General features: G+C 65.5%; 18 protein-coding genes. 4 read left to right on the top strand and 14 right to left on the bottom strand.

All coding sequences use genetic code 11. From position 1 onward, the window contains the following. Nucleotides 1-5 precede the first annotated feature (5 nt). Together DM374_RS04330 and DM374_RS04325 are read right to left on the bottom strand one after the other, a co-directional pair. Nucleotides 6-1,124, bottom strand: a complete 1,119-nt coding sequence (locus tag DM374_RS04330; protein WP_110968767.1) for an aryl-sulfate sulfotransferase — start codon at nt 1,122-1,124, stop codon at nt 6-8. A 61-nt stretch (nt 1,125-1,185) separates the two neighbouring features. After that, entirely contained in the window at nt 1,186-2,163 is a 978-nt protein-coding gene (locus DM374_RS04325; protein ID WP_110968766.1) for an ABC transporter substrate-binding protein, read from the bottom strand. A gap of 85 nt (nt 2,164-2,248) precedes the next feature. Here DM374_RS04325 and DM374_RS04320 point away from each other — a divergent pair, with 85 nt between their 5' ends. Beyond that, on the top strand, nt 2,249-3,334 hold the full coding sequence (locus tag DM374_RS04320; RefSeq protein ID WP_225422442.1) for a GlxA family transcriptional regulator: 1,086 nt from the start codon (nt 2,249-2,251) through the stop codon (nt 3,332-3,334). 493 nt (nt 3,335-3,827) lie between these two features. Here DM374_RS04320 and DM374_RS04315 read toward each other — a convergent pair whose 3' ends face one another. From DM374_RS04315 to DM374_RS04260, 12 genes are all read right to left on the bottom strand, one after another. Then, nucleotides 3,828-5,660, bottom strand: coding sequence for a hypothetical protein (locus DM374_RS04315; RefSeq protein WP_110968764.1), 1,833 nt, complete (start codon nt 5,658-5,660; stop codon nt 3,828-3,830). Between the two features lie 14 nt (nt 5,661-5,674). Continuing rightward, nucleotides 5,675-9,352: a hypothetical protein gene (locus DM374_RS04310; RefSeq protein ID WP_110968763.1), complete on the bottom strand. Its 3,678-nt coding sequence runs from the start codon at nt 9,350-9,352 to the stop codon at nt 5,675-5,677. Continuing rightward, nucleotides 9,349-10,206, bottom strand: coding sequence for a hypothetical protein (locus tag DM374_RS04305; RefSeq protein ID WP_110968762.1), 858 nt, complete (start codon nt 10,204-10,206; stop codon nt 9,349-9,351). Before DM374_RS04305 ends, DM374_RS04310 begins: the two co-directional genes overlap by 4 nt. Next, nucleotides 10,203-11,720: a hypothetical protein gene (locus DM374_RS04300; RefSeq protein ID WP_110968761.1), complete on the bottom strand. Its 1,518-nt coding sequence runs from the start codon at nt 11,718-11,720 to the stop codon at nt 10,203-10,205. Before DM374_RS04300 ends, DM374_RS04305 begins: the two co-directional genes overlap by 4 nt. Next, nucleotides 11,717-16,267, bottom strand: coding sequence for a DUF6603 domain-containing protein (locus DM374_RS04295; protein WP_110968760.1), 4,551 nt, complete (start codon nt 16,265-16,267; stop codon nt 11,717-11,719). The genes DM374_RS04300 and DM374_RS04295 overlap by 4 nt, the downstream gene beginning before the upstream one ends. A gap of 108 nt (nt 16,268-16,375) precedes the next feature. After that, nucleotides 16,376-16,639: an acyl carrier protein gene (locus tag DM374_RS04290; protein ID WP_157969657.1), complete on the bottom strand. Its 264-nt coding sequence runs from the start codon at nt 16,637-16,639 to the stop codon at nt 16,376-16,378. Nucleotides 16,640-16,653: 14 nt separating this feature from the next. Continuing rightward, nucleotides 16,654-17,394, bottom strand: a complete 741-nt coding sequence (locus tag DM374_RS04285) for an SDR family NAD(P)-dependent oxidoreductase (RefSeq protein WP_110968758.1) — start codon at nt 17,392-17,394, stop codon at nt 16,654-16,656. After that, complete coding sequence (locus tag DM374_RS04280; RefSeq protein ID WP_110968757.1) at nt 17,391-18,680, bottom strand: beta-ketoacyl-[acyl-carrier-protein] synthase family protein; 1,290 nt, start codon at nt 18,678-18,680, stop codon at nt 17,391-17,393. Before DM374_RS04280 ends, DM374_RS04285 begins: the two co-directional genes overlap by 4 nt. Then, on the bottom strand, nt 18,673-19,197 hold the full coding sequence (locus DM374_RS04275) for a 3-hydroxyacyl-ACP dehydratase FabZ family protein (protein WP_110968756.1): 525 nt from the start codon (nt 19,195-19,197) through the stop codon (nt 18,673-18,675). The genes DM374_RS04280 and DM374_RS04275 overlap by 8 nt, the downstream gene beginning before the upstream one ends. Nucleotide 19,198: 1 nt before the next feature. After that, nucleotides 19,199-19,813: a hypothetical protein gene (locus tag DM374_RS04270; RefSeq protein ID WP_157969656.1), complete on the bottom strand. Its 615-nt coding sequence runs from the start codon at nt 19,811-19,813 to the stop codon at nt 19,199-19,201. Next, nucleotides 19,810-20,196 carry a VCBS domain-containing protein gene (locus DM374_RS04265; RefSeq protein WP_110968754.1) on the bottom strand — a complete coding sequence of 129 codons (387 nt, stop codon included), beginning with the start codon at nt 20,194-20,196 and terminating at the stop codon, nt 19,810-19,812. Before DM374_RS04265 ends, DM374_RS04270 begins: the two co-directional genes overlap by 4 nt. A 36-nt stretch (nt 20,197-20,232) precedes the next feature. After that, entirely contained in the window at nt 20,233-21,915 is a 1,683-nt protein-coding gene (locus tag DM374_RS04260) for a M64 family metallopeptidase (protein WP_157969655.1), read from the bottom strand. Nucleotides 21,916-22,353: 438 nt separating this feature from the next. Here DM374_RS04260 and DM374_RS04255 point away from each other — a divergent pair, with 438 nt between their 5' ends. From DM374_RS04255 to DM374_RS04250, 3 genes are all read left to right on the top strand, one after another. Further along, the gene (locus DM374_RS04255) at nt 22,354-23,229 is read left to right on the top strand and encodes an AEC family transporter (protein WP_110968752.1); all 876 of its coding nucleotides are present in this window, start codon (nt 22,354-22,356) and stop codon (nt 23,227-23,229) included. Between the two features lie 137 nt (nt 23,230-23,366). Next, nucleotides 23,367-23,543: a DUF6021 family protein gene (locus tag DM374_RS33425; protein ID WP_177431508.1), complete on the top strand. Its 177-nt coding sequence runs from the start codon at nt 23,367-23,369 to the stop codon at nt 23,541-23,543. Between the two features lie 595 nt (nt 23,544-24,138). Further along, a complete protein-coding gene (locus tag DM374_RS04250; RefSeq protein ID WP_110968751.1) occupies nt 24,139-24,834 on the top strand; it encodes a hypothetical protein in 696 nt (231 codons plus the stop codon). The last annotated feature ends 50 nt before the right edge of the window (nt 24,835-24,884 follow it).

Raw genomic sequence — 24,884 nt, 5'->3', positions numbered from 1 at the left:
ATGAATCAGTCGCGCAGCCAGGGCAGCTCATGGGCCTGATAGCGGTGCGCGCGGAAGATCGCGTTGTTCTCGCCCGGCAGGTAGGCGCGGGAGGCGGCGTCCGGGTAGGCGGCGAAATGCGGGTTGATGTATTCCCAGACCACTTCGCCTTCGCGGGTCACTTCGAACAGCCGGCCGAAGTTGGCTTCGGTGATCAGTGTGTTGCCGTTGTGCAGACGCTGGGCGCCGCCCATGAACGGAGTGAAGAAGGCGTAGCCGGGGGTGTCGGCGTACTGCCACTCGATGCGTTGAGCGTGCGGATCGACTTCGATCACCCGCGAGTGCGGCATGGACACATGAGGCCGCGAGATGCCGTTGTCGAACACCAGGATGCGCCCGTCTTCCAGCTCGCTCGGGCAATGCTGCTGCGCTACCAGGTCGTGGCCAAGGCGCCAGAGCACGCGGTCGCTGGCCTTGTCGACGGCGATCACCGAGGACACGCTGCGCAAACTGAGGATGACCTTGCCGTCGCGGCCCGGCGTCACCGAGTTGGTCATCGGCCAGTGGTAGCGCTCGAAGCAGTCGTGCAGCGGGTAGTCTTCCGGCGCCAGGTGTTCCCAGCTCCGCCATTCCCAGACCAGCGTACCGCTGCGGTCGACTTCCTTGACCACGTCGCCGTAGATCACCCCGCCCGGCGCCTCGCTGCCAGGAATCCCGCCGAGCACGCGACTGGCGATATCCAGCGGCAACGGCTCGGCAGTGGTGTAGAGCAGGTTGCCGTTGTCCAGCCACTGGGCGTCGTGGTGGTGGGTCAGGTCGGTGTATTCCCAGACCACTTCACCCTCCGGCGTCACCTCGCTGAATGCACCGCCGTGCCACACCGACCAGCCCGGAAACAGCTCTGGCGAGTCCGGGTGATTACCGTTGTAGCCGAGGTTGCCGTTGGCCAGGATCACCGCGTCGCGGCCGGGGCGTTGCGGCAGTTTCCAGCGGTGCACTTCCTCGCCGCGCAGGTTGATGAGGAATACGTTGCCGCCCGCGGTCTGCGGGGCGAACAGGGTGTAGCCACCGGCCGAACGTTCGGCATCGACGGCGATCAGGCCGGTGGCGTGGCGACGCAGGGTGGTGCGGTCGAGTGCAGGCATGACTTTTCTCCAGATGAGCGGCGCCCTGCCGGCAACTGCGGCATGGCGCGAAGGTTTCAGATCAGGGGTGTTGTGGCAGCAGGCGGTTATAACGGTCGTCGAAGGCTTCGGCGACGTTCAACGGACGGGGAATCAGCCGGGCCTCGGCGAAGCGGTCGGCCAGGCGTTGTTGCAGGCCGGCGACCCGGGCGTCCAGGGCGACGTACTGCAAGCGCTGTTGGCCGAGCATTTCCTGCAACAGCGGCAGCGGCAGGCGGGTGAGCTGGCCCAGACGCTCGGCCCAGGCGTCTGGGTGAGCAGTGGCCCAGGCCTGAGCCCTGGCCAGGCGCTGGATAAAGTCGCCGAGCAGTTCGGCTTTTTGCGGATCGTTGAGCGCCGCGAGGCTGGCGACGGTGAAGTTCAGACCGGTCTCGGGCCATTGCGCACCGTCCACCAGTTTGCGTGCGCCGCGGGAAGTGGCCTGGCCGACGAAGGGATACCAGACCGCCCAGGCATCGAGCTTGCCGCTGGCAAAGGCATTCTGCGCATCGATGGGGCTGGCGTAGATCACATTCACATCCTTGATGCCCAGGCCGGCCTCGGCGAGGACGGCGAGCAGCAGGTAATGGCCGCTGGTGCCCTTGGCCACGGCGATGCGCTTGCCCTTGAGGTCGGCGGGACGGGTGATGGCCGAGTCGGCCTGGACCAGCAACGCATTGTTGTTCTGCGCGCCTTCGGCGGCGGCCACCACGCGCACATCGAAACCACCCGCCTGGGCGAACACCGGCGGCGCATTGCCGACCACGCCGACATCCACTGCGGCGGCGCTCAGCGCTTCCATCAGCGCGGTGCCGGTGCCGAACGGGTGCCAGTCAAGCGTGTAGCCGAGACCCTGGTCTTCACCGGCGGCGCCCAGCAGCGCCTGGATCAGCCCGCTCTGGTCACCGACTTCCAGCTCCGGCGCGGCCTGGACGGGCAGGGCGCCGAGCAGCGAGGCGAGTAGCAGCCAGGGCGTCAGGTGGCGACGAAGGCGCTTGGCAGGGAAGGACTTTCTGGGCATCGTCTTGGCTCTTGAATCGGAAAGTGTTGCCAGTATGTCCACGCCCGTCCAACGCCACCATGTCAAACACCCCTCGTTTTCTGCCATGTCGGCCCCGCGAACCGTGCTGGTGCTGGCGTTTCCCGGCGCATTGCTGCTCAACGCCGCCGGCCCGCTGGAAGTGTTCGCCGCCGCGCCGCGGATTCTGGGTGGCGAGCTGAAACAGAGCCCGCCGTACCGGATCGTGCTGGCCTCGCCGCTGGGTGGCGAGATCGAGACGATTTCCGGGATCGCGGTGATGACCCGCTCCCTGGCGGACGTCGAGGCCGAGGCGGAGTTGGATACGCTGATCGTCATCGGTGGGCCGGGCGTGTCGGAGCTGGAGAGCGACCCCTACGTCAACGCCTGGCTGCAGCGTCACGCGCCGCGGGCGCGGCGGCTCTGTTCCATTGGCACCGGCGCCTTCGCCCTGGCCGGTGCCGGTTTGCTGGAAGGTCGGCGGGTGGTGACCCACTGGAGCTTTGCCGAAGAACTGCAACAGCGTTATCCGGCCTTGATCGTCGAGCGCGAGGCGCTGTACCTGCACGACGGCCACCTGTGGACCTGCGGTGGGGCGAGCGCGGGCATCGACCTTGGGCTGGCCCTGCTGGAACAGGACCTTGGCCCGCATGCGGCGCTGACCCTGGCGCGTTATTTCACCCTGTTCCTGCGCCGCTCGGCGGAACAGGCCCAGCTCAGCGCACCGCTCAAGGCGCAGAGCGATGCCCTGCGCAGCGACCGTGACCAGCGCTTGGTGCGTCTGCATGCCTGGATCGCCGGCAACCTCGACAGTGATTTGCGCGTGGAGCGGCTGGCGGAAAAGTTCGGCATGAGCCCCCGGCATTTTGCCCGCGCCTACACCGCCGCCACCGGTGGCACCCCGGCGCAGACCGTCGAGACCTTGCGCCTGGAGGCGGCCTGTCGGTTGCTGGAAGCCAGCAAGGAGCCGATCAAGCGGATTGCCGAGACGGTCGGTTTTGGCAATGAAGAGCGCATGCGCCGCAGTTTTCAGCGGCAGTTGGGGGTGAGCCCGCTTGGGTATCGGTCACGTTCGCGGGTCGAGGGCGGGGGTGAAGAAAGCCCGGTGGCGGGGCAGACCGGGTATCGGTATGAGGATGGGGTGTCGATCGCGTTGGATCATTTGGCGTTGTAATGGGCCTAATCGCTGCATGGGTATCTACACATCTTTGGGTTATGTGGTGGCCGCCATGTGCATGCCGGCAAATCTTCAGCGCTCTTGAGATCGAGCGCCGCCCGCGCGGCGCATCGCCGGCAAGCCGGCTCCCACATTTACTGCAACGCGCCTATGCCTGTCAGGCCGTGGTTGATCGCCTTGTTAGTTCGGCCCGATTTCGAGGCTGGCGTCTAAGCCGCCGCGCACTCTCCAGCCATGCACCAAGGCTGGCAACGCCAATCCCACAGGCCATGGCGCGTTGCAGCAAATGTGGGAGCCGGCTTGCCGGCGATGCGCCGCGCGGGCGGCGCTCGATCTCAGGAGCGCTGGAAAACTCCCGACATGCGCCTGGTGGCCATTACTCGGTTTTTGACTGGCGCCTTCCAGACATCACATGACCGAAAGATGTGTAGATACCCGGCCTCATCGCTGGCAAGCCAGCGATGAGGCCGGGCGATAAAAATACGCCCCCCTAAACCGCCACCGTCTGCGCACTGAACACCGGCGAATTCTGCCCCCCCGCGTTCTGCACCAGCATCGCCAACGGTTGCAAACCATGGCTGTCGGCCTTGCCGCTGCGTTGGCTCAGGGTCAGGGCGCCGTAGGTGCAGGCGAGGGTAGCGGTGGTGGTTTTATCGTTGAAGGTCAGGTAGACGTTCAGCCCGTCGGTGGTCCAGGAAAACCCCTGGCTGGCGATGGTCCGGGTCGACAGCGAATCACTGCGGTTCAACGTCCAGGTGCCGATGTTGCTGACGCGGTTGAAGCTCAGCACGTTGTTGATCTTCGGCCCGCCACTGCCGCCGCTGACTTGACTGGTGGAGACAAACGTCTGCACATAGCCCGGCACGCTGTAGACCTGCTGCGAAGCGGATGCCTGCAGGTTCTGGTGGCCGGTGACCAGCAGGTTGACGGTACCGGGGGTGTTCAGTCCGACTTTCATCCCCGATACCCCGACCTGGCCATTGACCGCCTGCGACACCGGGTCGGTCACTGTCCAGGTGCAGGTCACCGGCACATTGGGGTTGGCGCCTTCGAACGGGGCGACCTGGGGTTTCACCGTAAAGCCGCTGATCACCGGCGCATTGGCGATCACGGTGATGGTCTGTTGCTGGCTGGCGACCTTGGCACCTTTGCTGTCATAGCCATCCAGCGTGTAGGTCACGGTGTCGTCCGGTTGCGGATCAGGTAGATAGGCGCTGGCGCTGGCGCCCACGGGAACCGAATAAGGCGTGCCGTTTTTCGCCCAGCTCAGGGTCTGGCGGGTGAGGGCGAAGGTTTCCCAGACCAGTTGCACCGGTGTGCCTTGCTTGATGACGCTCGGCGATAGGCTGATCAGCCGCAAGATGCCCGGCTGCGGCTTGACCTTGACCAGCGCCAGGGTCTTGTAGCCGTCCTGGTAGCCGGGGATGTTGCTCCATTGCAGGTACGCCAGGGTGGTGCCGACGTCCAGTTGGGTGATGATGTTACCCAGGATGAATTCGAAACTGGCGGCCTCGCCGGTACCGAGGATCTGCTTGTTCTTCAACTGGTCCGGGGTCAGGGTCCAGCTCGGCGTGCCCTGGGTGTTGGCGCTGATCGACCAGAGGTTGCCGTAGTCCTGGACCGTTCCGCGGGTGAAGGCGATGGCCTTTTCCGCCGAGGTCAGGGCACCGGCGCCGCCTTTGCTGGCGTAGGCGAAGGACAGGGTGAAGCTCGGGGTCTTGCTGCCCCAGCTCACGTCGACGGGGACGATCGGCGTGTTCGGCGACGGGTTGCTCAGGCGAAACACCAGGGAGCTGGCCATCGGCGCGTTGATATTTTCGGTGATGTAGACGCTGTTGCCGCCGGTCACCGCGAAGTCGATGTTCAGCGGCAGCAGCTTGCCCGGGTCGTTCTGCGCCAACACTGGCAACTGCACCGCGTCGCCGTCGGCGAGGTAGGCGTCGATGCCCAATTGACGCGCGCCGGGCAGTCCGCTGACGCTGAGCCCCGCGAGGCTCACCGCAATGCTTGCGCCGGCCTTGAAGGTCATGCCGGCTTCAAGCGCCAGGCACCACACAGGCCCTTGCGCGGTGTTCTGGAACTGCGCCCGCCAACTGGCGCAGGTCACTTGCACCGAGGCCGGGTCGGCGACCAGGTTGCCGAGAAAGAGATAGAGCAGCGCGGTGTTGCTGTTGGCGTCGTCTTCGGGCAGCGGCAGGCTGCCCGCTAGCGCCATGTCGGCGCCGCTGGTGTTGCTCACGGTGAGCGTCAGCGTCTGGGTCTGACCGAGGTAGACGACTGGTTTGCCATCCGAGTTGACGACGTTGAAATCGAGTCCTGACATGGGTTGTTGCTCCCTTAACCGTTAGTGCGCACCAGCCGCAGCCAGCCTTCTTCGATGCGTTGAGGCGACACCAGGGTGGCGGTCGGAACCGCCGCGCCAGGCGTGTCGCTGGCCCAGGGCTTATCGGGGGCCGGGCGCGTCACCCATTGCCACAAGTAGCCGTTTTCTTCCGGCGTCGGTACCGGCATCACCCTCCCGGCGCCGACCATCGGCGTGGTCAGGAAGGTCACGGCGATGCGGTCCAGCGCCGGTTGCCATTGCGCCCGCGGAATCGAAATGGTCTTCACCGGAAGGATGCCGGACGTGGCGTTGACCGAGCCGTGCGGGTCGATCAGCAAGGTCAATGTCAGGCCGTTGCCCGGGCTGGAGGCGGCCACCGGCGTGACGGCGGTCTTGTCGATGTCCACCGGCACCACGCCGTTGCCGCCGAGCGCGGCGGGTGAATAAAAGGTGGTCCACTGACTCTCGCTGCCGTCTTCGATGAAGTAACCGACCATGCCGTCGTCATACAGACCGAAGTCGCCGAGGCGCACCGGGAAGTTGATGTTGCCGATGCCGGCACTCGGCCGTGGCTGACCCGGTTTCAGGGCGACACTGGCGGCGAAGGCATCCCAACTGCCGTCGGCGGCCGGCTGGCCTTGCAGCTCCAGGCGCAAGGACGCGCGAACCACCGCCAGCGGACGGCCGATCAGCACGCTCAGGCTCGGGTCGGCGGTGGGCGCCGACGGGCCGCTGGCACCACTGGCGTTGTCGAGCGTGGCGAGCAGCGCGTTGAGGAACGACACGCCTTTCGGCTGGTCGTAGAGTGCCCGGACGAAGTTGGCCAGGTACGGGTTGATCGAGGCCATCACCTGAGTGAACGGCAAGGTCCAGTTGTCGCTGCCCGGTGCGCCTTGCCAGCGCGGCCCGAGGGTGTTGAGCGAGCCGATCGGCGCGCCGTTGGCGTCATAGATCGCCAGCGCGTCGTCGAGGTGGTTGAACAGCACCCAGCCGGAGATCGGCGCGTGGCCCTGGTCGCCGCATTCGGCCTGGCCGTCGAGGGCGCTCAGCCAGCGGAATTGCAGGCGTGCCGGCTGAGTAAGGCGGGGCGGCAGGACGATCTTGCCGTTGTCGGCAACGCCGCCGTTGGCCAGGCGCTGCTTGAGTCGTTCGGCGATGATCGGTGTCGGCGCAGGCAGGTCCACCGCCTGGCCGTAGGCATCCACCAAGCGCAGTTTGCTGATTCGCAGCTCACCGGTGCGCAGCGGGTTGAAGCCGTTGTTGGGCGCTGGCGAGGCAACGTTGGCCTCGGCGACCTGCGGCGCCACCTGTTTATTGGTGAAGTTGCGCACGATCAGCGAGGTGCTGAGGGCGTCCATCACCGGCAGTTGCAGGCTCTGGCTGCACATCAGCAGGCCTTGGTTGAAGCCGTTGAGGCTTTGCGCCATGGCTTGCAGGTCGAGTTGCCCGAGGATGCTTTCCAGCACCGGTGCGTTGGGGTCGTCCGGGTAGTTGGCGAGCCAGGTCTTGAGCTGCGATTGCAGGTTGATCTCGGTGCGTCCGGCCAGGGTCACGGTACCGGAATAACTCTGTAGCGCCGATGACGGTTGCAGGCCGGGATTGGCATTGAAGTCCAGGCCGTCCGGGTCGAGGGTGAAGGACCCGGTGACCGCATCGGCGCTGTAGTCGCCGCCGCCGTCCGAGAGGCCGACATGCTGGTACGGCGAGAACTGCACTTCCCAGTTGAGGAAGGTCGGCAGCCACGGTTGCTGCCAGGTCTTCAGGCCCACCGGAGACGGCGCCGTGCCTTGCAGGATGACGTTCGCGTCGTCGGCGTTACTGGCGCCGCGCAAGGCGTGCTGGGCGTCGCTGATCTGTCCTTCCAGGGCGCGGGCGGTCAGCGCGTTGGCCGGTTGCTGGCCGCTGGCGCTGACCAGTTGCCGCGCCAGGGCCGGCGCGTGCAGCGGATCGAGGGTCAGGGTTTCGGCCAGCAGCGCGTCCAGTTCAGGCGGGTAGCTGGCGCCGCTCGGCGCTGCTGCCAGGCTGACCTGCGGGGTCACGGTAGCGCCGCGCAGTTTCACGCTGTTGACCAACTGGCTGCCGACCCGGCACGCCAGCAGGCCTTCGGGGTGGAAACGGCCGTCGCCACCGTGGCGAGGCGAGGCCTGGGTAGTCGGGCGCCCGGCGAGCAGGATCACCGGGTCCGCCGGCTGCCAGTAGCGTGGCGCCGAAGACGGCTTGACCTCCCACCCCGCGCCGAGGCTGGTGCGCAGGGTGGCCAGCGCCGTGTTGATCTGCGTTTGCGTGGTGTCGATGCTGCCGGGGCTGGTCGGCGCGCCGCTCAGGGTCTTGATCGCGGCCAGGTCGTAGTTGCCGATAAAGGCGCGGGCCTGGTCGGCGCTGAGGTTGGTCGGATTGGCCAGGTTGAACTGCAACAGCATGAACTTCGCCCAGTCGATGAACAGTTGCTGGCGCAGCGCGTCGAGGTCGCCGTTCTGTCCATCGAGGCTGCGTTGCAGGCGGTTGATCTGTTCCAGTTGCGCGGCGGCGGCATCGGGCAACTGGCCGTTGCTGCCGGCGGGGGTGGCGCCCGGCGCGGTGATCTGGCGAGCCACCCATACGGTGCCGCCCGGCAGCGCCGAGAAGCCCGATTGATGCACGGCATCATCGGCGGCGGCAGCACCGCCGACCTTGCCCAGTTCGGCGAGCATGCCTTGCTGGAACACGTTGAGCAGGGTTTCCAGGTCGGCCACACCGGGGTTGCGCGCTTGCAGCAGGGCCGCCACCGCTTCGGCGGTGTTGTCGGCGATGACCACGTCGATGCCGCCGGCGCTCGGCGGGGTCAGCCAGGCGCGCTCCGGGTCCCAGCTCAGGCCGCCGAGCTGGCCGCTGCAGACGGTGCGGTCCGGTACATCAGAGGTGTTGCTCACGCTCCAGTTCAGGCGCTGGGCGATAAAGGCCTGACGGTCTTCGACGCTGGTCGCTTCCTTCGGGTACACCAGCGCGCCCAGCGGATCGTCGCTGCTGTCGGCGTACCAGCCAACCACCGAGTACGACAGCGGGGTTTCCGCGGTGAAGCCCTGGGCCTGGGCATCGTCCAGCGGGTCCCAGAACGAGAACACGTTGGGGCAGTGCGGATACGCCGCTGCATAGGACGGCGTGCCGTAGCCGACCGTGGTGTTGCTGCTGGCGTAGGTCGCGGCCTTGCGCCCGGCCCAGTCGGCCTGGCGATAGACCCGCCCCTGGTACATGAACGGTTTGCCCGGGCTGCTCGGGTCCGGGGTGATCGGCACCGCCCGTGAGGCGATGTTTTGCGGCAGGCTGGCGTCGCGCTGGGTTTGCAACTGGTCGCTCTCGATCACCCAGGCATTCTGCTGGGTGCTGCCGTCGGCACCCGCGATACGGGTCACCATCCACAGGTTGGGCGCCTGAAGAAACTCGACCTTGCCCGAGCCATCGGTGCCGCCACGGTTGATGCTGTCGGGCAAGGCCCAGTGCAGGTGGATGCCGGGCTGCATGGCCTCGGTGCCATTGACCGAGTCGAACGGCCGGGGCAGCAGGGGCTCGGCCAGGTAAGGGCCGGCGTCGCCGGACCAGGGCATCAGCGAGAAGTCGCTGGCCACCGCGGCGAAGGTGTTTACCGTCGCAGCATCGGGCACGCCGATGACCAGCGCGGTCACGTCGATGGGAACGATCAGGCCGCTGCCGCTCATGCCGATGCCTCCTGGGTGGTGTTTTTGAAGCGGACCGTCTGGACGCCCTCGACCAGTTCAAGGGCGAATTCCGCAGGCGTGAAGGGGCGTTGCTGCTGGGTGCCAGGCACCAGGTTGGCGTTGTTGGCGACCAGTGCGGTTTCCAGTGCCTTGGCCAGGTCGGCGATTTTCAGTACGCGCTTGCCGCCACCGGCGCTGCGGTAGGTCACCGCTACGCTGGCCTTGTCCACCTGATCGCCGGGCCGGGTGTTGGGCTGCGCGCCGGCCGGTACGGTGACGTAGCGCAGCGACTTGCTGGTCTGGCCGATATCGACGCCGAAGTGCATTGCCTCGGACGGCTCGCCGATGTCCACATAGCTGATCTGGCCGGTGGTCATGTACAGCAGCACCGTTGGCGAGAGCACGTCCTGGCGCAGTACGCCGGTCAGGCGATTGTGGTTGGCGTCATAGGCGCGGACTTCGATGCCGGGCCAGCCGGCGACCACGTTCGAGCGCAGGACAAAGCCGCTCACCGTGCCGGCAGGTGCGACCGCTGCGTACAGCTGCGCCACCAGCCGCGCATCGAGGGCAGCGTCGCGGGTGCTGGAGCGGCCGATGCTGGTGGCGCCTTCGAACAGCGCGTTGATCCAGTTGGGATCGAGCACGAAGAAGCGGATTGATTCGGCCGGCAGCATGGCTTCATCCGGCACCAGATAGCCGAACGGCACGCCCTTGAGCACCGCGAGTTTGCTCAGCCATTCGGTAATCGCGCCGGGCACCGGGGCGCTGTCGGGCGGGGCGGCCATCAGGTTGGCGCGGCTGGTCACCGATTGCACCGAGAACAGCTGGCTGTTGCGTTGGGCGAGCAGGGTCATTGGTCTTGCTCCGCAGAAGGGCTGGAAGAGCGGGCGCACTGCGCGCTGAGGGATTCGGCGATCAGGCCGATGGCCAGGCCGCGCAGTCCGCTGCGGCCGACGGGCGCTGCTGCCGCGCCGCTGCGCAGTGCCGAATTGGGCTGCACCGAGGCGTGCAGGCGTTGGGTCAGGGCCAGGGTTTCGCTGTGCTGCGCCTCGGCACGGGCTTCATTGCGTTTCCACCCATAGAGCGTGCTGGCGTAGAGATTGTTTTGCAGACCGAGGCCGCGGCCGATCTGCCAGGCGGCGGCGTAGGTGACGTCCATCAGGCCGGTGGCCGGATTGAAGCTCACCGCCTGGTCGGCGACAACCAGCGGTGTGGCCGCCGGCGGCGGCACGATCACCGGCACCGAGGCAAACGGCAGCAGCGGGCCGCGTAGCCACGACACCGTGTTGTCGCCGAGGCGGGTGTGGTGGTTCAGTGCCGTGTAGCCCATGGCGAAGGCGTTGGCCACGGTCTGTTGCACGGGGCTGGTGCTGCTGGCCGGGGCCGGACGCCGCAGCGGCGCGCAGTCCACCGCTTCGAGGTAGCCGCTGAAAGTTTCCTGCGGGTCCAGCGAGGTGAACTTCCAGTTAGCCAGCGATACCAGGCGCAGGGTCTGCGCGGTGCCGCCGCTGGCCAGGGTCAGCGGCGCAGCGGTTTCGCCATCGGCGGTCGGCAGGAAGCGCGCCAGGCCTTCCAGCGAAACCAGATGGACCACGCACTGGCGGTTCGGCGCCGGCAGGCGGTTGCCCACCACCACCGAGAACGAACCTTCCTGCTCGGCTTCATCTTCGGCCTGCTTGCTGGTCAGCGATACGCTGCGCGCATGGGCCAGCCAGTCCAGTTCGTCGAGGGTCGGCGCGATGGCGGCGAACAGGTCCGCCGGCACATCGATGACCTGGCACAGGTCCCACCAGTTTTCCCCGGTGGACAGGGTGAAGGCCGGCGCCTTGCCATCGGCGCCGCTGAGCAGCGCGTAGCCGTCGGGGTAGCTGGCGGCGGTGGCCGGCAGGGTGCTGGTGGACGGCGTGCCCTGGCTCGCGGCGTCTTCGGCGCTGCGATAGAACGGCTTGCGTTGCAGGTCGCCGGCCTGCACCGATTGCAGGGTCGGCGCTTCGTCGGTTTCGAACAGCAACAGGGCCAGCCACGAGGCGTTGTCGGCTTCAAGTTCCGGCGAACGCTCCCAGGGCAGGGTGCGCCGGGCGAAGATCACATGGGGCAGCACATTCTGGTATTCGCCCTGGTTGTCCGCAGGCGGAAACCGCGACACCAGCTCATCGGGGTTGAGGCTGAAGCGCTCGCCACGCACGGCGAAGCGCCGGCTGTTGACGAAGGCTTCATCGAACGCCGCCTTGGCTCCGGCCTTGGGGTCGGTGTTTTGCAGGTGTTGAGTGACGGTGATGCTGTAGTCGCCGGCCATCAGGGGCGGTAGCCAATGCGCGACGAACTGGACGGTGCCGTCGCTCAGGGGCGTGGTCGTGGCGCTGGTCATGGGCGGGCTGCTCCAGAAGTGGACGAGGAAGGTTGGGCGCCGAGCACCGACAGCACCGGTGCGTGGAGCAAGGTGTTGGCGGCGTTGGCAGCCAGCGCGCTGACGTCGACGCTGGTCGCGGTGGTCAGGCCATCGACGGCCAGTTGCGCGAGAATCGCCGAGCGCGCGGCGCTGACGGTCGGGTCGACCAGGGCCTTGGTGAACACCGGCAGGGTGTCGGTTTGCGGGTAGCCGGTGGCGGTGGGCACGCTGGGCACCGGCCAGACCACGCTGCGCTGGTCTTCGATTTCCTCGCGCAGCACACCGAGGTCGATGGGCAGCGGCGTCACGTCGGGGTTGTCGGTCTTGGCGGCGATGCGCAGGCCGGTCATGGCGTTGGGCACGCTGCGCGCCGCGGTGTCGTTGAGGTTGGCCAGGCTCGGGTCCAGCGCGGCGGTGGTCGACCAGGTCGCCGAGGGCAGGTTTTCCAGTACCGCGCTGACGTCCACACGGATGTCTTCGGCGCTCATTTCGCCGTCGAGCTTGCTGATCACCACGGTGTGGCTGGAGGCGAAGTTGGCATTGTTCACGCCGACCGGGCCAACGCCGAAATCGGTGTTGCTCGCGGCGATGTTCTGGACCGCGCCGGAGCCGGTGTAGCTGGCCTGCTTGCTCGGCACTGCGGACCAGGTGGTCAGCTCGAAGCGCTCGGGGTCGAGCACCCAGTCCATGCCGCCGACGCCCTTGAGGTCTTGCAGCATGCCGTTGGCCACCCGCACCAGGCACACCGAGTCGGTCTGTTTGACCGGCGTGCTGTCGTTCAGGCTTTGTGGCAGATCGGCCAGCAGCAGGCGGTGCGGTGCGCTTTTCGGCGGGGCATCGCCGCCACCGGGCAGGAACGAACTCTTGAAGTCGCTCCAGTCGATGGGCGTGACCTGGCTGTTGGCGCTGTCGCCGAAACTGATGGTGATGCTGATGACAAACAGGTCGGCGGTGGCGGTGCCGGCGAAAACCGGGCCCCACAGGTGAACCTGCACGCCGACGTTGACGCTGACGGTGAACGAGGTGATGCCCAGGTTGACCTTGTACGACGCGCCAAGGCTGATGCCGATGCTGGCGTCATAGTGAAACGGTTTCCAGCCTAGCAGGAAGTCCACCCAGGCCTTGAACCAGGCACGCAGGTCGCCGCTCTGCCAGACCGCTTCGAGGCTGCCGCCAGCCATGACCGCCGACGGCACCAGGGCGAAGTACAGGCCGCCCTTGACGGTCAGTTCCGAGGTCACGTTCCAGTTGAAGCCCATGCGCGGTACGTCGGGGTACCAGCTCGGCTTGCTGTACGCCGGGTGATAGCCGCCCAGCGATACCACGAAGTCGCCGGCCTTGTAGCCGTTCGGGTCGTCCGGGTTGTCCTTGGTCCAGGCCGCCACGACAAAGCCGCCGGTCAGGTGGCAGTCCTTGGCCAGGATGTACGAGTTGGCGGTCAGTTGCGCGCCGAGGAACAGCGTGCCGCGATTGAAGTTGTAGTCGGCCTTGAGCACCAGTTCGGCATAACCGATGGGCGAGGGGGTGGCCGGTGGCACCGACACCGTGGCCAGGCCCAGCAGGGCGATCTCGAATTCGTTGCCGAGCTTGCCGGTGGCCAGCAGGAAACCCTTGATCATCTGGAACGAGGCGACCCGCACGCCCAGCGCCAGGAAGTACTCGCCGTAACGGGGCGGCACGTAGTTGTGCATGACTTTCAGGGCTTGCGACGGGTCTTTGCCGGCGAACGGCGAGTCGCCGTTGACTGCGGCGATCAGCGGCATCTGGTCAAGCGTGTCGAGGCCCGGAATGACCAGGTCGCGGTTGAAACCGAAGCCCGCGGCCAGCGCGTCCACCTGCAGGAACGGCGGGCCGCCGATCGGCGCGGACAGCACCGCGTAGGCGAACAGCGATGGCGAGCCGTCGAGCGAGGCATAGGACGCCAGCGCCGATAGCTGGAACTGTGGAAGCTTGAGCAGCAACTGGCCGTCGTACTCGATCAGTTCCTGGCCCTTGTCGTCTTCGGTCACCACTTTGAGCAGGCCACCGGCGATGGTCACCGAGGCATTGCTGTAGCCGATGAACACGCCGTCGAGGCTGGCGCCGTCGGGGATCGGCGGCAGCACCGGGCGGAAGGCGATCGAGGCGCCCATCAGCTCGATATTGATGCCGCCCATGGCGAAGCCGCCGTCGAGCATCAGCCACACGCGCTGGTCGCGGTAGGCCACGCCGACCCGGCTGAGGGAGATCGGGCCGAAGCTCTTCTGCACATTGACCCACTTGCCCTGGGCCTTGGAGTTGCCCGCCGGGGTCGGTGCGTTGGCCGCGACGTCGGCGTCGGCCAATAGCGCCTGCTTGGGTTTTTCCGGTTGGGCGAACGCCAGTTGCAGCGGCTTGGCCGCCTTGCCGCCAAGCATCAGGTTGGCCGACAGCACCACCCGGCCCGTGGCGCTGAGCGCAGGCACCACCGGCAGGCCTTCGGGGATCACCGCGTTGACTGCGGTGATCTCATCGGCGCTGAACACGCCAGAGGCGATAACCAGGCTCATGCCGTTCAGGCCGATGTTCTCGATGGCCGCCAGGTGGCTGCCGACCACCGGCAACTGCGAGATATCGGCTTCCACCTGGATATCGACTACGGCCGCGTACAGCCGTCCGGTGGTGGCTGCGGGTACGCAGACCAGGCTCACCGCCACGCTGTCGGTGCTGGCGGTGAGCACCAGTTGCGACTTGTTGAAGTCGTAGGTGAAAGACGCCTGTTTGAGTACCGGCAGCAGTTCCGCCGGTACTCCGGACAGGTCGATGGCGAAGGTCTGCGCCACGTCGACCAGGGCCAGGGTCTTGCCCGCCGTGGGCACCAGTTCGGCGCGCAGCAGCTTGACCTTGCTGTCCTGGGTGAAGGTGACCTTGAAGGTCGCGGCGCCGATCACCACTTCGCCGGTGAAGTTGCCTTGCCAGGCGGTTTTCGGTTTCGACAGTTCGATGTCGACGCTGAAGTCCAGGCTGACGCCGGCAATCGGGAAGCTGCCTTCGCAGGCGAAGGTGAAGTCCGAGGCGCCGGTGTCGAGGCTGACCGCCAGGTTTTTCAGCTTGAATTCGTTGAGGGCGGCGGGGCAGGTCACGCCGAAGCTCGAGGCCAACTGGCTGAGCAGTTTGCCGACGTCGATGCTCTGGTCTTTGCCGGTGCTGCCGCTGATCTGCCAGCCCTTGCCGTAGACCGCAGCCACCTCGATACCGACTTCGGCCAGGGTCAGCTCGGCGTTCATCTTGCCGGTGGTGGCCTCGGCGCTCTTGTCGATGTTGACGCTGACCTTGTCCAGCGCCAGTGGCCCCGCACTGAACACGTCGTTCATGGCCAGGGCAAAGCCGTAGCTGCCCTCGCTCGGCACGGTGCTGAAGGCCAGCGTGGTCACGGTAGTATCGGGGAAACCGCTGGCATCGCCGAGGTACTGGGTCACGACATCGCGGATCTTCACCGGGGTGTCCGCCGACAGCTTGCCGCCCACGTCCAGCGGTGGCAGCGAGACGGCCAGCAGCAGGTCGGCGGGTTTGCTGTTGAAGGTGAAGGGCAGGGTCGCGGCGACACTGGACGACAGCAGCTTGCCTTGTTGCCAGTCGAAGGCGATGTCGACGCTGTTCAGCACCAGATTGGCCAAGGGCAGGCTCGCCACTTGTGTGGTGACCGTCGCCGCCGCGGCGTCACCGGCGATCAGCCCGGCGAGGGCGGCCAGCGCCGGTTGCTGGCCAGCGTCGCCTTTCACCGCGATGGCAACCTGGCTGCTGCCATTGAGATTGACGCTGACGGCCCACAACTGGCCGCCAATCTGCAGGCTGCCGTCGACCCTGCCACTGAGCTGGGTGACGGGTTTGTCATCCGCCACTTTGCTGTCGCTGGCCAGGTTCACCGAGGCGTTTTTCAGGCTCGGCCCGCCCTGGACCAGCGTCCAGTCGCCATTGACCCCGGTGGTCACGTCGCAGCGGGTCTCGGCGGCGTCACCGTAACTGGCCTGGACCTCGATCTGGCTGAACGGCATGTTGCTGAACAACGGCAGGTCCACCGGCAGCCAGCCGCCGAAGCGGTTGCGGAAGGCGAAGTTGCCCACCGCCAGCAACGGCAGGTTGCTGTCTGGCGGGGTCAGTTGCAGCACCAGCGCGTCGTCGTCATCGAGGTTGCCGCTGAAGCCGATCACGCTCTTGCCCTGGGTCACGCTGGCAGCTGTTTCGAGGCTGAAGGTGATGGCGGCGCCTTGCGCGCTCTGGGTGAAGGTCAGGCTCAGTTGGCTGATTGCCGCATTGGCGGCCAGGCCCGTGAGGGTCCAGTCACCGCTGGGCGTGCCGCTGACACTGAAGCTGCGCGGCCAGTCGCTGCCAACCGCACCGATATCGGCATCGGCCAGGCTGACGTTGCTGGCGCCGAACAGGGTGTCCAGTGCGCTGATGCCGGTGGTGTCGGCACCGAGGGCGAGGGTGCCGCTGGCGTCCTTTTTCTGCGTGAGCTGGGCCTGTAACTGGCTCAGGTCCGGTGAAACGTTGTTCATGGCGGTCATGCGGGGGTGCCTCCGAGAGAGATCGGTCCGCTGCAGGAAGGGAGTCCTGTACATCCTTGTGGGCCATGGCCCGGCTGATTGCCGGCGCCGAGCAGGGGCGCCGCGGTGTCAGCCGGGCTGTCGGCAGTACACCGCGCCGCTGAGGGTGTCGATCAGCGCATCGATGCTCGACAACTGGTTCAGTTGCTCCACCGGCACTTTCACCTGCAGCTCGCGCATGGCGTCGGAGACGATGGTGATGATGTCGAGGCTGCTGGCGCCCAGGTGATCGAAACGCAACTGGGTGTCGATCGGCCCGAGGTCGAGAAAGGCCAGCGCGGCTTCGGTGTGTTTGATCACTACCTCGCGAACCTTGGCGTGGATGTCGTGCATTGCATGGCTCCTTGTCATGGCACCCAATCCAGGCCACCGGTGAGGTGCATGGCCTGACCGTTAACGAATCCGGCCCCGTCCGAGGCCAGGTAGAGCACCGCCTGCGCCACGTCGTGCGGCGTGCCCAGGCGACCGCTCGGGCATTGCCCGAGCCAGTGTTCGAAGGTTTTCGGCGGCGCGCTTTCGCGGCTCAGGTCGGTGTCCACCAGGCCCAGCACCAGCGCGTTGGCGGTGATGCCGCGACGCCCGTATTCGCGGGCGAGGGTGGCGGCCATGGCGATCAGGCCGGCCTTGGACACGTTGTAGGCAATCTGCCCGGTCATGCCGTGCGCGGCCACCGAGGACAGCAGCACGATGCGTCCGCGACGGCGGGCAATGAAGCCCGGCAGCAGGGCGCGGCACAGGCGGAAGTTGCCGTCGAGGTTGACGTCCATCACCGCCCGCCAGTCGGCGTCGGGCAGGCTGACGGCGAGGCTCGGGCGATTGATCGCGGCGTTGCCCACCAGCACGTCGATGCCGTCGAGGGCGCTGTCGGCCTGGTCGCACACGGCATCGATGGCGGCGGCGTCGGCGAGGTCCAGGCGTAGCGCGACGCAGCGTTGTTCCGGCGCGGTCTGCGCGGCGTGGCGCTGCACGGCGGCCGCGGCGTCGGCGTCGTGGTTCCAGGTGAAGGCGACGTTGTGCCCGGCGGCCAGCACCTGCTCGACAATGCAGCGACCGATGCCGCGGGTGCCGCCGGTAATGAAGAAGTTCATGGCTGCGACTCCCAGCGGCCGAGCACCGCAACACAGTTGTTGCCGCCGAAGCCGAACGAGTTCTTCAGCAGGTAGCGCACCGGGTGCGTCACCGGGCCGGCGGCGCAGATGTCGAAGTCCAGCTCCGGGTCCGGGTCGTCGAGGTTGATGGTCGGGTGCAATTGCCCGGCGCGCATCTGCGCGATGGCCGCCACCAGTTCCACCAGCGGCGCCGACCAGCAGGTATGGCCGAGCATGGATTTCGGTGCGTTGACTTTCATCTGCGCCAGGTGACGGCCGAAGGCGCGACGGATCGAACGCGCCTCGGTGATATCGCCCAGCGGTGTCGAGGTGGCGTGGGCGCAGACGAAGTCGATGTCTTTGGGGCGCAAGCGGGCTTCGCGCAGCGCAGCATTGATCGCTCGCACCTGGCCGTCTTCCTGTGGGCTCGGCTGGCGGCTGGCATCGGAGCGCGCGGCGACCGCGAGCACTTCGCACAGCGGCTCGGCGCCGCGGGCCACGGCGAGGTCAGCCCGCTCCAGCACCAGGCAGGCACCGCCATGGCTGGGCACGAAGCCTTCGCGGCGGCGGTCGAACGGCCGGCTGGCCTGTTCCGGGCAGTCGTTGAAGGCGCGTTGGCTGACCGCCTGCATCAGCGCCAGTGCGTGCAGTTCCAGCGGCGAGTAATCCAGCACCGGCGCCAGCACCACCACCCGTTCGGCGCCGCCGTAACGGATCTCGTTGAACGCCGCCCGCAGCGCCAGTGCGCCGCTGGCGCAAGCGCCGCCAACGGTGTAGCCGGGACCACGGATGCCGATCACCTCGGACGCCACGGCGGCATGATCGGAATCCAGCCCGGCGAGGCCGAACTGCACATCGATATGGTCGGGGTCGCGCTGGAACTGGCGGTAGTTTTCGAAGTTGTAGTTCTGGCCGATGTTGTGCCCGCCGACCACGATGGCGGTTTCGCCGTCGTCTCCCGGTGGCTGTTCGAACAGGCCGGCGTGCTGCCAGGCGCGTCCGGCCATCAGCACCGACAGTGCCGTGGACCACGGCAAGCGGTTGCTGGCCCGGCGCAGGCGCAGGCGTGCTGCGTCCGGCAGGCTGTCGGCCAGCGCGGCAAGCCGTGGGCGGGGTTCGAAACCTTCCAGGCTGCCGCCGACCTTGGTGGCGATATCGCCCATGTGCTGCCAGCGGCTGATGCCGGAGCGGCCGGCGAGCAGGTTGTCGAGCAGGGTGCCCGGGTCTTCGCCCAGGGCCGTGAGGACCGACATGCCGGTCACGACGATACGTGGCAGCTCAGACACGACAACCCTCCATCACCACCACCGTGCGCACCGCGCCATCGACGCTGATGCGCCCGCCAAAGACCGCCAGCATGCCGTTGTCGTCGAGCAGGCGGACTTCGATATCCATGATTTCGCCAGGACGCACCTGGCCGATGAACTGCGCCCCGAACACCCGTGTTGCCAACAGCCGCAGCGGCGCCGGCGGGCAGCCGCAGGTCATGTGCAGCAGGCACTGGCCAGCCTGGGCGATGGCCTCGCCCTGCAGCGAGCCGGGGTAGATCGGGTTACCGGGAAAATGGCCGGCGAGCACCGGGTCTTCAGGATCGACCCGGCGTTGCGCCAGCAAGGCATCGAGGTGCGGATCCCACGCGAGAATCCGGTCCAGCAACAGGAACGGCGCGCGGTGCGGCAGCACCTGTTGCAGCGGCGGGAATTCTGCGACGACGGCGGATGCCGCCGTCTGTTGCAGCAACGGACCACGGCGCAGTTGGGCCAGCGCGGCGGTGACATCCAGGGCAGCGCTGGTCCCCGTCATGTCAGGCGGCCCGTGCCTGGGTCACGGCCACGGCGTTGTCCAGCACCCATTGCAGCACGCCATCGGCTTCTGGCTTGGGCACCGAGGCCACGGCGCAGGAGGCGGCGTTGCGGCAGGCGATGCCCTGGCTTTCATAGCCGGCGAACCACACGGCCTCATAGGCGGCGATGGTTTGCAACTGTTCGCCGCTGGTGCTCTGCAGCGCCTTGCTCAGCGGTTCGGTCAGGGCCTTGATCGCGCCACGGTAGCCAGTCACCAGTTGGGTGAGGTGGGCATCGAGGACCGCACCGAGCTTGAGGGTGCGGGTTGCCTGCACCACCTGCTCATAGGCGTCGAGGACTTTGCCGACGAAGTAGTCGCTTTCTGCCTTGGGGTTTTCCAGCGCGGCGCGCTTGGCGAATGCGACGGCCAGTTCGCGGAATTCATCGGCGTCGAAGAATTCATCCTGCAGACCCAGGAACACCTTCACCGACAGTGGGATCGGCAGCGTAGCCAGCACATCCAGCGGCAGTTCGGTGGCGTTGTGGTCAGCGAACATCTGGCGAATGGTCGCTTCGGGGAAATCATCGCAACGGGCGAGCTGAATCACCCGATCCACGGACATTGTGTAACTCATTGCGAGTTGCTCCTGGAAATGGTGTAGACGGCCGTGATGGTGTCCCCGGTTCCAGGGCTTGCCACGGAATAGTTGTAGCCCGACGCGCCGCCGCCGTTGCCGATGACGTTGATGGCGTTGGTACCGTTCATGGTGAACGCCAGCACGAACTGGGTACCGTCGTCGGCCTGGTAAGTGATCCTGCCGTCGGGGTTCTGGCCGTTGGCGATGAACACCGACGCTGGCGAGTTGTTCGCGGCGACCTGGGTCGCCGGCGTGGTTTGCCAGTTCGCACCGTTGAGGCTGTACGCGGGCTGATAGACCAGCACCAGCCTGACGTTGGTTTTCAGGTTGCCGGTACAGGTACGGTTGGGGGTTGGACTACTGCCGCCGCCACTACTCATAAGCGTTCTCCATGATGGCCTTGCTGTGTGGGTGGGTCAGGATGCCGCGGCCAGAAGCGTGCCGGACAGGATGCCCGCCGAGACACGGGTGACCGTGCCTGGCAGAGCAGATAGGGTCGTGGCCGTCGCTGGCCAGGCCACGGCATTGCGCGTGGCGCCAACCGGGCCTTTGCTGGTGGCGGCGGTGAGAAAAACCGAGGCTTCGTCGCGCACCGCGCAGTTCAGGTCGAGGGCCGGGACCAGGCCGCTGCTGCCGACGTTCTCCAGGCCCTGCCACTGCCGTGCGCTGGTGACTTTGACGTGTTTGAGCGTGGTGCCCTGGGCGGCGAACACATGGATGAACTGGCCTTGCACAGCAGCGCCGGCGGCGAGGCAGTCGATCGCCGAACCGTTGCTCAGGCCCAGTTGCGAAGTGACTTCGCTCCACGTCGCATCCCAGGTATTGGCGCCGTTGCGCACGCTCAGCCAGATGCCCTTGCTGCCCGAGGCGAACACGAACAACTGACCGTTTGCCACCGCGCAGGCGACACGGGTGCAGCCTGCGGGCAGGCCTGTCGAGCTGATGGCCGTGAACGCACTCCAGGCGGCGCCCGAAGGCTGGCTGGCGATCCAGACCTGATTGGCGGACAACGCCGTGACGACCACTACCGCCCCGGCGAGTGTGGCGGCGATATCGGTGGGCACGCCCATGTTGCCGGTGGCCAGCGGGATCGCTTGCAGGCTTTCCCAGTTGCCGACCACGGTGGCGGAGTTGTGGCCGATCACGCCGTTGGCCAGGGTGAACACGTAGAGCCGGCTGGCCAGGCTGGTGGTCGCCAGAGACTGGATCGGCGCAGGCTGCACCGGTGCGGACACTGCTTTCACCGCCGACCAGACGCCAAGCCCGTTCTGGCTGGCCAGCCAGGACAGCCCGGTGGTCTGGTGATAGGGCGCGAACGCATTGAGCAGCTCGTTGTAGCAGACCAGGCAGAAGTCGGCGGCGGGGTCACGCATCAGGCAATTCTGGCTTGGCCGATAGATGCCCTGGGCGTAATTGCCGCCGCCTTCGAAGGCGCCGACCATCCACGGTTGCCAGCCGCTGGCTGCCGGATTGGAGGGCAGGGCGGTGTAGCCGGGGGTGAGGTACTTCGCCCACTTCAGCGTGGCGGCGGCGATGTTGGTGGTGAGGTTGGGGCTGCTGGGTTCGATATCCGGGTATGTGCCGGGCTGGGCGGCGTACTCGACGCCGAGTCCGGCCGCCAGTTGGGCGATGGCCCGGGCCAGCAGCGCGACGTTGCCGCTGTCCAGGGTCAGGGTGCACTGGTTGCCGCCGAAACTGCCGCCGGCAACGCCAGTGTTGGCAATCACCACCGCCAGGTGCCAGGTGATCCCGGCGGCGTTCAGCGCGGCGTTCACCAGGCTGGGGGAGGCGGAGATACAACTGCTGGAATTGCCGTCGGCGCAGGACACCGTGCCCAAGGCATTGTTCACCGTGACCGGCGTACCGCAACCGGTGCCCGAGCCAATGCCCGAAGCCGCCGAGACGGTATCGATCATGTAGACGTTGATTGCGTCGCCCAGGCGCCACGAGATCGGCACGATGTCGCTGAGCCCAGCGAGCAAGGTGACCACCGCCTGGTGGAATGTGGTGAGTTGGGAAGAGGTAAAGCCATCGCCGGTGATCGCGATGATGAAGCGTTTGCCATCGTCACCGTTGTCGACGATTTTCGTGCACGACACAGCCGAATCCATTCGAATCACCCTCATCCATAAGGTCGAAAATTCTTACTGGCAAACGCGAATTGTTTTACTTCGATGGCGGCATCCTGCTATCGCGTTTGAACGCCCGTCAAGGGTGTTCAGAAAAGTTTCATGGATACAAGTTGACCAATTCGTCGCTTTTTTTGGCTAAAAAGCGGGTGATAGAGCGCTTGGGTTCGGCTCGGTGCCTAACACATCTTGAGTGTGAATCAATGACCCGAATCAATGCTTTGTGCACTTAGGAGTCGGTTTCACGGTGTTTTTGCCAACCCGACAAGTGAAGCATGGCGAATCGGCCAGAAGATCCGCCCGATCGTCCCACACTCAAACGGATATCGGCGTGGTTCAGCGTCGCGGTCCTTGCACGTGCTGGCACGGGGCTTCTAGCATGGCCGTTTTTCGCAAAGGAAAAGCCGCATGCTGGCTTCGTTGTTCGCCGTTCTGGCGCCGGTCTTCATCGTCGCCGGTATCGGCTTTATCTGGGCGCGCAAGGGCCATGCCTATCCCACGGATTTCATTGCCAGCCTGGTGATGACCGTCGGCACGCCATCGCTGGTGCTGTCCACCCTGCACCGCACCCGACTCGACCCTGCGGCCTTCACCCACATGGCCCTGGCCTGCGTGCTGTGCATGGTCGCCATGGCGGCGGTGGGTTATGCGGTCAGCCGCGCCTTTCGCCAACACTGGCGGGTACTGATGCCGGCGTTCATGTTCCCCAACACTGGCAACATGGGTTTGCCGGTGGCGCTGTACGCTTTCGGCGAGCAAGGCTTGGCCCTGGCGGTGGCGTTTTTCCTGACCTTGTCGAGCTTCCATTTCACCCTCGGTATCGCCCTGTCCGGTGGTGTCGCCTCGTTCCGCGGGCTGTTGAAAAATCCGATTGTCATTAGCCTCGCGCTGGCATTGCCGGTGATCTTCTTCGATCTTGAACTGCCGCGCTGGCTGGGCAACACCGTCGATCTGCTGGGCGGCATGACCATTCCGCTGATGCTGCTGACCCTTGGCGTATCGCTGGCCAGCATCCGCCCGCAACACATCGGCAGCGGCATGCTGATCGGCGCGTTGCGCATTGTCATCGGTGCCGGCGTCGGCTGGGGCATCGGCGCGTTGCTCGACCTGGACCACCTGGCCCATGCGGTGCTGGTCATGCAGTCGGCGATGCCGGTGGCGGTGTTCAACTACCTGCTGGCGGTGCGTGCCAATCGTGCGCCGGAGCAGGTAGCGAATGTGGTGATGTGTTCGACGGTGCTGTCGTTTGTGTGGTTGCCGATGGTGTTGGCGGGGTGGATGTAAGGCGTCGAGCCGTTGAAGAGGGCTGCCTGACGGCCGGCTTCCGACGTTGAGCCTGTCGCGCGACCGTCCGGAACACCGACTGAACGTCTGCGTCCGCAAGGCGACCTAAACCCGTAACTACACACAGGAGTCACGCCATGCACGACAAACCGAACGACGACCAAGGCCCGCATTCTTCGGAACATTCCAGCGGCAACGACGATCCGGGTTTTGATCCGGATTCCCCGGACCTGGATGATCCGCAGGTCGACCCGGCGGGGCCGGCGAAGGCGCCGCTGGGTGGGCCGGGGAATGAGGGTGGCAGGGACGATTGAGTTGCTATGTGCCTGTCGAAAGGGTTTCAGCGTTCTTGAAATCGAGCACCTCTTCGCTGGCAAGCCAGCTCAGTGGTGCGTATGGCTGGAAGTCTGAGGCGCTGGCCTAGAAGCGCTCGATCTTCAGTCGCTGAAAATTTCACTCGACGTACACCCACGGGCCATCGCCCGATCTACTCGTGCAGTGTTTTTCCAGCGCATCACGACACCTACTTCCCGTAGGCTCTGTATGAAAAGCCTAACACCCACCCTGTCTGCTCGATCGCCACAGCCCTCTCTTTGTCACGCCTAAGTTACTCCCGTTAGGCGTTTGCCCATGCAAGTGCCTTATGACGGTGTGACCTGTTTACAGGCGAAGCCTCACAAAAAATTATGGGATTTGGACATCCAAAAGTTTGATATGTGGTTGTTGGTAGGTTCCTATTGGTTGGCGCACTTACAAAAATCAAATGGTCTGGTGAGGTTGCTTCAATAGTTATCAGCTAATGTCAGGCACGTTGGGTGGGCTCGAAAAACGGGGTGGTGCTGTTCTGAGAGGCCTATCCTTTGGTTGGGTGTTGATCTCTCACACGGCTGGGCATAAGGAGATTCAGATATGAGGCAGGGTAGCGCACTGATCGTTATGACCTTAATGGCTTTTGGTAATCCAGTTCTTGTCATGGCAAATGACGATCCTCTGGATGCCATTGCGACTTTCGCCGAGCGCATTTGCAGCACACCAGAAGCCAGAGGGAACTCCCAGACAACCGAGCTTTCTGGTGCGGCAAAGGCTGAGTTGAAAGGCTTGGTGAAAAAGGTCGTGGATCTCGGCATCGATGGTGCGGCAAAGTATGAGTCAAAGGAATATGAGGGCGTTTTGCAACAGGATCTGGCTCCCCTTATTACAAACAGCACAAAGTGTAAGGAGTCGATCTCCCAAAAACTCATAGATAAGCTGGTGACAGACTCTTCCGTTACGGCAGAACTCAAAACTTTTCCTGTGAAACTCAGAGGGCAGCCTGCTCAGCTTGGAACTGCTTCAGGTCTTACCATGTCCATCAATATAGAGGGTGAAGAGTATGAGTTCGATAACCGCTCGGGCTCGCTTCTGGTTGATGTGGGGGAGCTGGCGGAAGGTACTCATGAATTCAACTTCGAAAATATAAACGGCTATTTTATGCACCCTGTTGCCGGGCCGCAGTTGCAGGCTTCCGGGTTGTCTTGTGACGGTGCTTTCACGGTTTCCAAGAGAAAAACTTTCCAGATAGTTGCTTGGTTGGATGCGACAGGCCTCAAGTGTGATCTGCGCTAGTCAGTACCTGATTAGAATGCACGGTGATGCTGGTGTCGGTAGTCGAAGAT

Origin of the sequence: Pseudomonas huaxiensis, assembly GCF_003231275.1 — a bacterium.
Lineage (GTDB): Bacteria > Pseudomonadota > Gammaproteobacteria > Pseudomonadales > Pseudomonadaceae > Aquipseudomonas > Aquipseudomonas huaxiensis.
The sequence above is the reverse complement of the archived record's forward strand: the minus strand, read 5'-3'. Positions and strand labels throughout refer to the sequence as shown.